Annotated in this window: 11 protein-coding genes; 4 read left to right on the forward strand and 7 right to left on the reverse strand. The window is 69.9% G+C overall.

The window, feature by feature from the left end; translation table 11 throughout:
- Nucleotides 1-13: 13 nt before the first annotated feature.
- The 6 genes from ACIBH4_RS07845 to ACIBH4_RS07870 all read right to left on the reverse strand — a co-directional run bounded on the left by ACIBH4_RS07845 (nucleotide 14) and on the right by ACIBH4_RS07870 (nucleotide 6,027).
- A complete protein-coding gene (locus ACIBH4_RS07845) occupies nucleotides 14-895 on the reverse strand; it encodes a glycosyltransferase (RefSeq protein ID WP_362503899.1) in 882 nt (293 codons plus the stop codon).
- Nucleotides 896-1,090: 195 nt separating this feature from the next.
- On the reverse strand, nucleotides 1,091-1,858 hold the full coding sequence (locus ACIBH4_RS07850; protein ID WP_362502366.1) for a CDP-alcohol phosphatidyltransferase family protein: 768 nt from the start codon (nucleotides 1,856-1,858) through the stop codon (nucleotides 1,091-1,093).
- Nucleotides 1,836-2,876 carry an iron-containing alcohol dehydrogenase family protein gene (locus ACIBH4_RS07855; protein WP_362502369.1) on the reverse strand — a complete coding sequence of 347 codons (1,041 nt, stop codon included), beginning with the start codon at nucleotides 2,874-2,876 and terminating at the stop codon, nucleotides 1,836-1,838. The genes ACIBH4_RS07850 and ACIBH4_RS07855 overlap by 23 nt, the downstream gene beginning before the upstream one ends.
- Nucleotides 2,877-2,881: 5 nt before the next feature.
- The gene (locus ACIBH4_RS07860; protein WP_350946451.1) at nucleotides 2,882-3,616 is read right to left on the reverse strand and encodes a phosphocholine cytidylyltransferase family protein; all 735 of its coding nucleotides are present in this window, start codon (nucleotides 3,614-3,616) and stop codon (nucleotides 2,882-2,884) included.
- 106 nt (nucleotides 3,617-3,722) lie between these two features.
- Nucleotides 3,723-4,346, reverse strand: a complete 624-nt coding sequence (locus ACIBH4_RS07865; RefSeq protein WP_362502372.1) for a DUF5941 domain-containing protein — start codon at nucleotides 4,344-4,346, stop codon at nucleotides 3,723-3,725.
- A 139-nt stretch (nucleotides 4,347-4,485) separates the two neighbouring features.
- On the reverse strand, nucleotides 4,486-6,027 hold the full coding sequence (locus tag ACIBH4_RS07870; RefSeq protein WP_362502375.1) for a CDP-alcohol phosphatidyltransferase family protein: 1,542 nt from the start codon (nucleotides 6,025-6,027) through the stop codon (nucleotides 4,486-4,488).
- A gap of 155 nt (nucleotides 6,028-6,182) precedes the next feature.
- Here ACIBH4_RS07870 and ACIBH4_RS07875 point away from each other — a divergent pair, with 155 nt between their 5' ends.
- Nucleotides 6,183-7,727: an SDR family NAD(P)-dependent oxidoreductase gene (locus tag ACIBH4_RS07875; RefSeq protein ID WP_362763210.1), complete on the forward strand. Its 1,545-nt coding sequence runs from the start codon at nucleotides 6,183-6,185 to the stop codon at nucleotides 7,725-7,727.
- Between the two features lie 152 nt (nucleotides 7,728-7,879).
- Here ACIBH4_RS07875 and ACIBH4_RS07880 read toward each other — a convergent pair whose 3' ends face one another.
- Nucleotides 7,880-8,911 carry a glycosyltransferase family 2 protein gene (locus ACIBH4_RS07880; RefSeq protein ID WP_362503902.1) on the reverse strand — a complete coding sequence of 344 codons (1,032 nt, stop codon included), beginning with the start codon at nucleotides 8,909-8,911 and terminating at the stop codon, nucleotides 7,880-7,882.
- Nucleotides 8,912-8,977: 66 nt separating this feature from the next.
- Between ACIBH4_RS07880 and ACIBH4_RS07885 the strand changes: the two genes are divergently transcribed.
- The 3 genes from ACIBH4_RS07885 (at nucleotide 8,978) to ACIBH4_RS07895 (ending at nucleotide 11,624) form a co-directional block, all read left to right on the forward strand.
- Nucleotides 8,978-10,471 (forward strand): LCP family protein, encoded by a 1,494-nt coding sequence (locus tag ACIBH4_RS07885; RefSeq protein WP_362502381.1) that lies wholly within the window; start codon nucleotides 8,978-8,980, stop codon nucleotides 10,469-10,471.
- Nucleotides 10,472-10,528: 57 nt separating this feature from the next.
- Entirely contained in the window at nucleotides 10,529-10,897 is a 369-nt protein-coding gene (locus ACIBH4_RS07890; protein ID WP_362763207.1) for an STAS domain-containing protein, read from the forward strand.
- Between the two features lie 331 nt (nucleotides 10,898-11,228).
- Complete coding sequence (locus tag ACIBH4_RS07895; protein WP_362502387.1) at nucleotides 11,229-11,624, forward strand: STAS domain-containing protein; 396 nt, start codon at nucleotides 11,229-11,231, stop codon at nucleotides 11,622-11,624.
- Nucleotides 11,625-11,665: the final 41 nt, after the last annotated feature.

The following is an 11,665-nucleotide window of genomic DNA, read 5'->3' on the forward strand; positions in this document are numbered from 1 at the left end:
TGGTGATCGGGGGTCAGACGATCGGTGGACGACCGAGGCGGAGCATGCGCCAGGCGGTGTTCCAGCCCATGGGACGACGCTCTCCCGCCGGCTCGCGGAGCCCTTCCGTGAAGCCCTTGAACCACGCGCGCAGGGCGGGCCCGGAGCGCTCGCGGACGAGGGTGAGCACCATCCAGTTGAGGAGATAGAGCCCGGCCAGCGGCCAGGGAAGGTTGCGACGGGCGAGCCAGACCCGGTTGCGGGCGTTGAGGCGGTAGAAGTCGGTGTGCCGGGTCGGGGGGACCTGCGGGTGGTACATGACCGTCTCGGCGTCGTACTCGATGCGGTATCCCTCGCCGAGGAGCCTCCACGCCAGGTCGGTCTCCTCGTGGGCGTAGAAGAACCGCTCGGGGAGCCCGCCGACCTGGAGGAAGGCCGAACGGCGGATGGCGCACGCGCCGCCCAGGAAGGTGGTGACCGGGGAGGACCGCTCGGGGTCGCCCGCGCGCAGGCGGGGAACGTGACGGCGCTGGCCGATGCCGCCCTCGGGGTCCTTCACCCGGAAGGAGACGACCGCGAGGTCGTGCTCGGTGGAGAAGCGCTCCCGCAGGTGGGATACGAGCCCGGTGTCGGCGTACCAGCCGTCGTCGTCGAGGAAGAGGACGACGTCGCCGGAACACTCCTCGACGCCTCGGTTACGGCCCGCGGGAATGCCCGCGTTGTGGTTCAGCCGTACACTCCTGATCGAGGCCGAGGACCCCGCGGGCACGGTGGCCGAGAGCTCGGGGACGTCCGCGCCGTTGCCGACGATGACCACCTCGACGTCACCGTCGACCTGGTTCAGCGCGGACTCGACCGCCCGGTCCAGTTCGGGGACACGGTTGCCCATGGTGAGGATGACGCACGAGATCTTCAACGGGTCATCGTCCTGACGCGTCGAGAGCACGTACGGAGCATACTTTCATGATCACCGAGTCTGCTGGGTCGGGAATTCTGGCAGGGCTGGAGTTTCCAGGTATACCGGGGCACAAGCGTATCGGAACCGCCGACGAACACCCGCCAAACGGCGGTGTGTTCGCACCTACGACGCGCCGGGACGCCATCCGGTTCCTCATGAAAGCCGCCTGGACGCCAGAATGCTGATCAGATGCAGGATCATCTGCAGCACGGCGACGATCACGCAGGCCACCACGAGGATCCTCGTCGCCGCCAGTCCTCCGTTGATCGCGTCCCAGATCGCGGCGACCACGATGAGGAGTGACAGCTCGACCGCCTGCACGATCCGGTGGAACTTCAGCGCCGCGGCCGCCTTGCGCGCCACGCCCAGCCCGCGCGACCGGAAGTGCTCGGCCGAGGCCTCGGTCGCCGCGACCAGCCCGGAGCGGGCGCGGGCCACGTCGACCAGGTCGGTCTCCGCCTTGATCAGGATCGCGCCGAGCGCGGCGGCGAACCCCGTCACGGTGTACCAGTCGGGCAGGACCTCCGACGCCCGGAAGCCCAGCCCGATGAGGATCGCGGCCTCGGCGAAGTAGTGGCCGACCCGGTCGAGATAGACGCCCGTGATGGAGGTGCGGCCGGTCCAGCGGGCCAGCTCGCCGTCGGAGCAGTCGAGCAGCAGGTAGAGCTGGACCAGCAGGGCCGCGAGGACGGCCGCCCAGAGTCCGGGCAGCGCGAGCACCGCTCCGGCCAGCAGGCCGGTGAAGATCATCAGCCAGGTGGTCTGGTTGGGCGTGATCGGCGTCTTGGCGAGGAACCAGGTGACGTAGATCGACAGCTTGCGCATGTAGAGAGAGCCGGCCCAGTGCTCGCCGCTGTTGCGGTCCATGGTCGTGTGCGGCTGGGCCACCGCACGGAGCTCAGCGACCGACGGCCCGGACATAATCCTCCACCCGATCGCGAATCTCCGGCTCCGACAGGCGCAGGTGCTCAAGAATCGTATAGCGGCCGGGACGCGTGGCCGGGGCCAGCGCGACCGCCTCGGTGAACTCGGCCGAAGACAGCCCCACATCGGCGGGGGTGACCGGCAGCTCGTGCCCGCGCAGGCAGTCGACGACCTGATTGAGCCTCCGTGAGTCCTCGCGGAGGAAGAAACAGAACGCGGCACCTATCCCGGCGAGCTCGCCGTGGTTGGAGGTGCCGGGAAAAAGCTGATCCACGGCATGCAGGATCTCATGATCTCCGCCACTCGAAGGACGTGAGGATCCGGCGACCACCATCGACATGCCCGACAGGATAAGCGCCTCGGCCAGCACGGTCAGGAACGCGTCGGACTCGATCGAGTCGGATCTGCCGATCACCGCCTCCGCCGCGGTGCGGGCCATCGCGCAGGCCAGGCCGTCGATCGGCTCCCCGCGCTCACCCGCGCCGAGCTGCCAGTCCTCGATCGCCGAGAGGTTGCTGACCACGTCACCGACCCCGGACCTGACCAGCGAGGCGGGCGCGTCGTGCACGAAATCGAGATCGACCATGATGGCGAGCGGCATGGGGACGCCGAAGGAGCCCTTGCCTCCGTCGTGCGTGAGCGAGGCCACCGGCGAGCAGATCCCGTCGTGCGACAGGTTGGTGGCCACCGCCACCATCGGGATCCCGGCCAGCGACGCGGCGTACTTGGTCACGTCGATGGTCTTGCCGCCACCGATGCCCACGACCGCCTCGTACGCCCCCTTGCGCAGGTCGGCGCCGAGCGAGATCGCCGCGTCGACCGAGCCGTCGGGCACCCGGAAGACCTGGGCCTGGCCGAGCGAGGGAGTGATCACCGAGGCGATCCTGTCTCCCTGGCCCGCGCCCACGGCCACCGCCACCCGCCCGGAGGTCGCCACCCTGCTGTCGGCCAGCAACGAGCCGAGCTGGGCGACGGCGCCCCGGCGCACCTCCATGGACAGGGGTGCCGGGAGCATCCTGGCTAGTATCGGCACGCGATCTCCCGCGCCTTGGCGAGGTCGTCGTGGTTGTCTACCTCGACCCACGGGACGTCGCCGATCGGAGCGACGGCGATCTTCTCACCGCGGGCGACGAGCTCCTGGTAGCCGTCCTCGTAGTAGAGCTGCGGGTCGCGCTCGAAGGTGGCCTGGAGGGCGTCGGCAAGGCGGTCGCCGATGCCGGAACGGATGAGCGTGGCGCCGATGTACTCACCGGCGGCGGCGGCCGGGTCCATCAACTTGGTGATCAGCCGCAGGTGGCGGTCGTCGTCGAGGGTCACCTTCATCTCCTCGTCGGCGAGCTTCTTGACGTCGTCGACCGCGAGCAGGATGTCGCTGGTCGCCGGCGCGGAGAGCAGCGTCTCCTCCACCGAGACGGGGTGCACCGTGTCACCGTTGACCAGGAGCACGCCCTGGTCGAAGTAGTCGCGCGCGCACCACAGGGAGTAGGCGTTGTTCCACTCCTCGGCCTTGTCGTTGTGCACGAGGGTGAGCTTCACACCGTGCCGCCGCTCCAGCTCGGCCTTGCGCTCGTGTACCGCCTGCGCCTGGTAGCCGACGATGACCACGACGTCACGAAGATCGGCCGCCGCGAGGTTGCGCAGCGAGATGTCCATGATCGTGGTGTCGCCGTCGACCGGCACAAGCGCCTTGGGCAGCGTGTCCGTGTACGGCCGCAGGCGTCGTCCGGCCCCGGCGGCCAGCACCATTCCCAGCAACGTGCACTCCTCATTCGGGTGAGAGCCTCCCGGCGGGCACTCCTAGGCCCCAAAGATTAGTTGCCTTCACGCCCTGATCGTGTAATCGAGGGTTCGCCGGGCGTTCTCAATCGTGGGCGCCGAGTTCGGCCGCGGCCACCCCGAACCTCGGGGCGGCCAGCCAGCAGGTGACACTTTCCCAGGAGAAGAGGCACCACAGGTAGAGCGAGAGCAGGGCGAATGTCAGCGTGACCTGCCCGGCGAGCCCGCCGAGGGCGATGAGCAGCATCCGGCCATCCCAGCCGAGGCCGGATGTGGCCAGCCAGGAGGGCGGGTAGACCCGCTGCCTCAGCCGGTAGACGACGTCGTAGTGGTGGAAGGCCATCGCACCGAGCAACATGAAGATCAACCACGGCGGCACGTCGTGCGCGAAGCCCACCGAGGCCACGAAGCCGTACTCGGTGAGGCGCAGGATCGGCGGCACCAGCCAGTCGAGCCGGCCGTCGTGCGGATGGGAGCTGCCGGGACCGGCCAGCAGCAGCGCCACCGCGGGGGCGAACACCGCGGGCCCGTCGCTGCCGGCCACGCCGACGAGGAGCAGCACTCCGGTGACGAACATCCCGACGATCGCGGGCGGCAGCGGCGGGAGTTGCCCGGCCACCATGGCGCCCATGCCCCTCGACAGCACCCCGTCGTCCCGGTAGGCGACCACGGCGCTCCGCGGCACCGGCGCCATATGCACAGAAATCATGATCGCACCTGCTTCTTCCACTTACCTGAGGGTCGCCTGACGGGAGATCCGTCCCGGGTGAGGAGAGACCTGAGGACAGATTCGTCCCTCGTCTGGCGGGACATCCGCCCTCGCCGGTCATCGAGCCCGCGGCCTCCGGTCATCGGCTGAGTGACCTGCCGGTCCGGCCGGAGAGGACGTAGAGGGCCGCGATCCCGCCCCAGACCAGCAGCGCGACGAAGGTCACCCGGGCGTTGAAGAAGGCCGCGGTCACCGCGATCAGGGCCATCCGTTCCCCGATGGGCAACACGATGATCTTCTTGAACCAGCGGGTGGGCGACGCCTTCTCCATGGTCCGCGAGAGCCGGAGGATCGGGTTGCCTACCCCTGGCCAGGCGTCGTCCGCGGCGGCCGCCCTGCCCAGGGAGTCCGCCCTCCCCGGCGAGCCCGCCGCCCTGGTCCAGGCCGCGCCCACCCGGCTCGCGTCGGCGCGTGCCCCCGCGTACGAGAAGTCGATCATGTGGCGGAGCATCTGCAGGATCATCGCGGCCACCGCGAGTGCCCAGATGCCGTCAGGGCCGTCCGCGACGTCCGTCCCCGCCGCGTACCCGACGGCGAGGCCCAGGTAGACGGCGTACTCCTTGACACGGTCGAAGGTGGCGTCCAGCCACGCCCCGAGCGGAGAGAAGGTGCGGGTGTAGCGGGCGAGCTGCCCGTCGACGCAGTCGAGCACGAACGACAGGTAGAGCAGGACCGCCCCCGCGATCAGCCCCGGCCTGGTGCCCTCGGAGAACCAGACCGCCGCGAGCGCGGCGAGACCGACGGATATGCCGGTGACCGCGTTCGGCGTCAGGCCGAGTCCGGCGATCGGCTTCAGCAGGTGCCTGGACCAGGAGCTCACCGCGTACGTGGCGAAGAAGCCGTCGTCGCTCTTGACCGCGGCGTCCAGCCTGGCCTCGTTCTCGTCGACCTCGGCCAGTCGGGGCACGGCCACGTCGGCGTCCGCCTGCACGGTCATCCGGTCGGCGCGGAGGCGGCCCAGCCTCGCCGCGCGCACCTGGACGCCGGAGCGGACGAGTCCGACCAGGAGCAGGCCGGGGGCCTCGCCGCCGTCCGTCGGGCCGAAGCCGCCCGCCTCGGCGAGCTCGGCGAGCGTCTCGGTGGTCTCGGCGAAGCCCGCGAGGTCGGGCACGCCGACCTGGAGCGCCCCCCTGAAGGTGCCGTTGGTCTCGCCCACCTCGTGGAAGGAGGTGCCCGCGGCCACCACCGACCTGCCCTCGATCCTGACCGGCGGTCGCGTCGGCCCCGGCGGCTCGTCCTTTCCACCCACCAGCGCGCAGGTGTCGCGGGCCGGGTGCTCCACGAGCATGGCCAGCGCCTCGGTGTGCGCCACCAGGTCACCGGCGACCACCAGCACCGGCCCGACGGACGAGCGGGCCACCTTCGCGACCCTGCGCAGGTCGTCGGCGAGCCCTTTCGGCCCCTCCGTCCCGATCATGTGGGTGCCGCCCGGCACGTGGATGATGTCACTGGAACGGGCCACCACGTGCACATCCCGTACGGGAAGCGCGGCGAGCTGGCCGGTCAGCCTGTCGAGGAGCGTCCCAGCGGAACATCGCAGGTCGGACGCCTCGGTGGTGGCGAGCACGACCGCGACCGCCTGCGAGGCGTCGGACGAGACGGTGGCGCGAGAGTCAGGCAATCCGGGCTCCTTCGTATCCGACGGGATCACCGTACGAATCGGGGAGTGCGCACTCAGCGTAGCTAGATCTTGACGGGATAGCACGGGAGCACGCCGGACGATCAGGTACACACCCATTACGCTCGCCATACCCGAACTGTCAAAGGAATCCGATTGTGGCCGAACCTGAACCGCGTCCCCGAACCGTCGGTGTGGTCCTGGCGGGCGGCGTCGGCCGACGCGTCGGCAACGACACCCCCAAGCAGCTGCTGGAGATAGCGGGCAGGACGATCCTCGAACACACCCTCGCCCTGTTCCAGGGGGCACCGGAGATCGACGAGATCATGGTCCTGATGGCGCCCGGCTTCACCGGCGAGGTGGAGCGGATCGTCGAGCGCGGCGGCTTCACGAAGGTCGGCAGGATCCTGGAGGGCGGCGCGAGCCGCCCGGAGACCACCTGGCGGGCGCTGCAGGCCCTGGGGACGCGGGAGTGCCACGTGCTGCTGCACGACGCCGTACGGCCGCTGGCGGACAGAAGGATCATCACCGACTGCGTCGAGGCGCTGAGGACCTTCTCGGCGGTCGAGGTGGCGATCCCGAGTTCCGACACGATCGTGGTGACCTCGCCGGGACCGCACGGAGAGATCGTCAGCGACGTCCCCGACCGTGCCGGCCTGCGCCGCGTCCAGACCCCGCAGTGTTTTCGGCTCTCGGTGATCCGCGAGGCGTACGAGCGTGCCTTCGCCGATCCCGGCTTCGGCGACCGACCGGCCACCGACGACTGCGGCGTGGTGCTGCGCTACCTGCCCGGCGTGCCGATCCACGTGGTGCCGGGCAGCGAGCGGAACATGAAGGTCACGCACCCGGTGGACCTCTTCGTCGCCGACAAGCTCCTCAGGCTCGCCGCGAGCGAGGTCCCCTCCCGTTCGGACACCGCCCTGCGTGAGGCGCTGGAGGGCAGGACCGTGGTGGTCTTCCGCGCGGACGACGGCGCCGGCGCCGAGGTGGCACGACTCGCCGGAGAGTACGGCGCCCGGGTGTTCCCCTTCTCCGGATCACCGGCCCCTTCGGGAACGCCAAGCTCCCCTGACACGCCGGGCCCCTCCGACACGCCAAACCCTTCCGGAGCGCCGAGTCCCTCCGGCGCACCGGACACCTCGGGAACGCCAGGTCCCTCCGGCGCACCGGACTTCTCCGAAATGCCGAGCCCTTCCGGCGCGTCCGGCGAAGTGCGCGTGGACGACCCCCGGGCGGTGGCCGACGCGCTCGCCCGGGTCGTCAAGGAGACGGGCGGGATCGACTACGTGGTCGGGGCGGCGGGCGCGCCACCATCGGGCAGGCTCGACGCGGTGGACGACGCCGCGATCGCCGGGACCGTGAACGCCGACCACCTGGGCCCCGTCACCGTCGCCAGGGCGGCACTCCCCCATCTCCGCGAGACGCGGGGGCAGCTGCTGTTCCACTCCCCCTCTCCCGGCGGGGACGGGGCGGGCGAGGGCCTGCGCTCCTTCGCGGGAGCCGCCGTGGCCGGGCTGACCCTCGCCCTCGCCAGGGAGTGGGCGGAGTACGGGGTTCGGGTCAACTGCGTGAACCCCGGACGGGCCGGAGCCGCGACGCCGTCGGGCCCTTCGGGTCCGTCCTCCCCGCGCGCCGTCGCCCGCACCTCGCTGGACGTGCTCGCCTCCGGCGTCACCGGTCAGGTGATCGACGCCCGCCCCTGACCGGCGCGCGCCCGCCCTGACGGGCACGCGCCCCCTCTGGCAGACATGCGCCCCCCCTCGGACGCTCACTCCGCTCTGACGGGCACGCGCCCCGGCGAGGTCAGCCCGGACGCGCTCCGGCGAGGGCCGGTCCGAGCGCGCCTCGACAGGGGTCAGCCGCCCGCGTGGCCGGGCTTTCCCAACCTTCTCGGGCTGGTGAGGAAACCCCAGCCCCACGACATGTGCATGGTGACGTAGACCAGCGGCAGCCGGACGAGCGCCGGGGTGGGCAGGCCGCTGCCGGTGATCGCGGAACCGGCGAGGATCGCCACCAGGTAGCCACCGGGGATCAACAGCCCCGGCCAGAAGAACGGAGAGACCGCCAGGCCCGCCAGGATGGCGAGCACGGCGAGCGGAGGCGCCAGGTAGCGCAGGTTGATCGTGCCCTCGTGGGTGCGGGCGACCACCCTGCGCCAGCGGCCGTAGTGGAAGTACTGCTTGGCGAGGGCCCTGAGGTTGGGCCTCGGCCGGTAGGAGACGCGCATCCGGGGCTGGAACCAGACCAGGCCGCCCGACTCGCGGATGCGGTGGTTCATCTCCCAGTCCTGGGCGCGCTGGAAGTGTTCGTCGTAGCCGCCGACCCGCTCCAGCGCGTCTCGGCGGAACACACCGAGGTAGACCGTGTCGGCCGGGCCCGCGGTGCCGCCGGTGTGGAACCGGGCGCCGCCGACACCGATCTTGGACGTCATCGCGCGGGCCACGGCCTGCTCGAAGGGAGTGACGCCCTCGGCCGCCATCACGCCGCCCACGTTGTCGGCGCCGGTCTCCTCAAGGGTCTCCACCGCGACCTGGAGGTAGTCCTCGGGGAGCATCGCGTGGCCGTCCACCCTCGCGATGATCGAGTTACCGGACGCGGCGATCGCCGCGTTGAGCGCGTTGGGGGTGCGGCCGGTCGGGTTGGGAACGACGATCACCCTGGGGTCGGCTGCGGCGATTTCGTCGGCGACTTCCTGGGTACGGTCGTGGGAGGGGCCGATCGCGAGCACGACCTCGATCGGTCCCGCGTATCGCTGCGACAGCACCTGACGCACCGCCTCCCTCAGATGGCGCTCCTCGTTCAGCACCGGGATGACGATGGAGATGGGGGGCCAGACACGTGTCTCGGAAGACGACGCCGGCGAGGGCGAGTCGGGGAACTGCTTCATGGCGTCGCTCACGCTACTGTACGAACGGGTACCTCATCGACCCAGCTGGAGCCTAGGGGGCCATGCATGCGCGACCCGGAGGAGGATTCGGGTGTGCACGTGGGCGGTGACGCCTACGGAAGCGTCCGGGTGAACCCGAGGCGTGTTCGCAGGTCGGCGAGGGGCGCCCGCACCAGACGGCGCGGCCTGGTGATCGCCGGCGCACTCTCCTGCCTGGTCCTGGGCAGTTCGGGAGTGACCTGGGCGTTGACCAACTACGCCACGACGAAGATCGAGGCGGTCGACGCCGGGATCCAGGGATCGCGGTCGAGCACCGGCGCCATGAACATCCTGGTGGTCGGGGTCGACAAGCGCGACAACCTCACCCGCAAACAGCAGAACCAGCTCAAGCTGGGCCGCGAGACCGGCGAGCGCACCGACACCATGATGGTGATCCACGTGTCGGAGGACCACCGCAAGGTCACCGTGGTCAGCCTCCCCCGCGACACCTGGACGGCGATCCCCGGCAACGGCGAGCACAAGATCAACGCCGCCTACCAGTTCGGCGGCCCGAAGCTCACGACGCGCACGGTGCAGGCCGTCACCGGCCTGACCATCCATCACTACGTCGAGGTCAACGTACTGGGGTTCATCGAGGTGGTCGACGCCCTCGGCGGCATCTCGGTCTGTACCCCGGTCCCGATCAACGACCCGAAGACCGCGCTCAACCTGGAGCCGGGCACATACTCCTTCGACGGCGTCAAGGCGCTCGCCTACGCCCGCACCCGCGCCACCGCCCGCTCCGACCTCGACCGCATCGATCGCCAGCAGCAGGTGATCTCCGCGTTGCTGAATCAGGCGCTCAGCGGCGAGACGCTGACCAACCCGGTCAGGCTCGCCTCGTTCGTCGACACGGCCCTCGACACGATCCGGGTGGACGACGCGCTCCGCGGGGACCTGCTCGGCCTGGCCGACCAGCTCAAGGACGTCTCCACCGACGACGTGACCTTCGCCACGGTCCCGCTCGCGGACGTCGACTACAAGACGCCGACCGGCGAGTCCGCCGTCCTCTGGGACAAAGCGGCGGCCAAGGAGTTGTTCCGCAGGATCGCCGCCGACGAGACGCTCGTCAAGCCCTCCAAGCCCCCTAAGGCCACGCCCACCCCGACGGCCTCCCCCTCGGCTCCCGCGCTGACCGTCGCGCCCTCGCGGATCGCCCTCACCGTGCTCAACGGCACCACGATCACGGGCCTGGGCGCGCAGACCAAGGCGGACCTGCAGAGGGTCGGCTTCCTGGTGCCCGAGATCCCCGGCAACACCCCGCAGAAGGACTTCGACAAGACCGTCATCCGGTACGGCCCCGGCCGCGAGGACTCGGCACGCACCGTCGCCGCCGCGCTGCCCGGGGCGAACCTGCGCCCGGTGGAGAGCCTCGGCGACAAGATCGAGGTGGTCGTCGGCCGGAAACACGAGCGGGCGAAGAAGGTCACCGTGAAGGAGACCGCCGCGCCTACACCGGTCGCCACTCCTACCGCAACTCCGACAGCAAGAACAGCGACGGACAATATCTGCAAAAAGTGAGCTACGTGCATAACAACCTTCTGCCAGGGCAGCTGAAAAGGCACGGAGGTGATGATTGTGATCTCGATATTCGACGTTCAGACGTGGCGCAGTGGCACCTGTGTGGTCGTACAGGCGGCGGGCGAGCTCGACATGGCCGTGGCTCCGCGGTTGCGCGCGGAGATCGACCACGCCCTGGAGGACGCCGGAAGCCCGCACCTGGTGCTGGACCTGACGGGCGTGCCGTTCTGCGACTCGGTGGGGCTGGGGGTCATCGTGGGCACGCTCACCCGGATCAAGGAGGCCCACGGTCACCTCATGCTGGTGGTGAGTCCCGGCATGATCACACACCTGTTGACGATCACGAATCTCGACAGGCACTTCGAGACGCGAGCCACCCTGCGCGACGCGCTGGACGCCATGGCCCCGAGTCATTCCGCAGGCTGACCCCGCCCAGCTCAGGCCCGCTTTCCCACCCGGCGCAGGGCCCTCTCCCGCCACTCGGGAACCGCCCTGACAGCCCTTCGGGGACACGGCTACAAAGCTGTTTCCTTGAATAGCTGGCACATATCCAGGTTGGCATCTACACTTCGCTTCGAAGCTACACGATCACGGAAAGCGATGGTTCGCACCGTTAGGGAGTATCGTGGCTTCAGGTCGTCCATCCCCTCCGCGCCCGCACGACGCGGCCAGGGAGGCGGCGAGCTGAAGCCAGGCGTCCGAGCGACACCCCCTGGCCGGATACGTACATTCACGTCAGCCTGCAGGGAAGTGGGCGATGAACGCACTACAACTCACGAGCGAGCACGCCGATGGCTTCGTGGTCATCACGGTGGCCGGTGAGCTCGACCTCGCCACCAGGCCGAAACTGTCGGTCTTCACCCAGGACGTCATCGACGCCCACCCAGGTACGGTCATCATCGACCTCTCAGGCGTCACCTTCATCGACGCCTGCGGCCTGAGCGCGCTGATCGCCATCAGGCGGCACGCGCGCGAACGGGACACACCTCTGCTTCTGGCCGGAGCCCCGCCCGTGGTTCTCAAGCTCCTGAAGCTCACGAACCTCGACGCGTCCTTCACCGTCGTCTCCCGCACCGGAGCGATGAGCCCTCCGCCAGGCTGTCCCGAGAGTGCCTCGCAGGTCCAGACGGCCACCCCCCTCGCCGACAGATAGCCCCCGCCCTCAGTGGCGACCGAGGAGCCACCTGGCACACG

Source organism: Streptosporangium sp. NPDC050284 (assembly GCF_044459525.1).
Taxonomy (GTDB): Bacteria; Actinomycetota; Actinomycetes; order Streptosporangiales; family Streptosporangiaceae; genus Streptosporangium.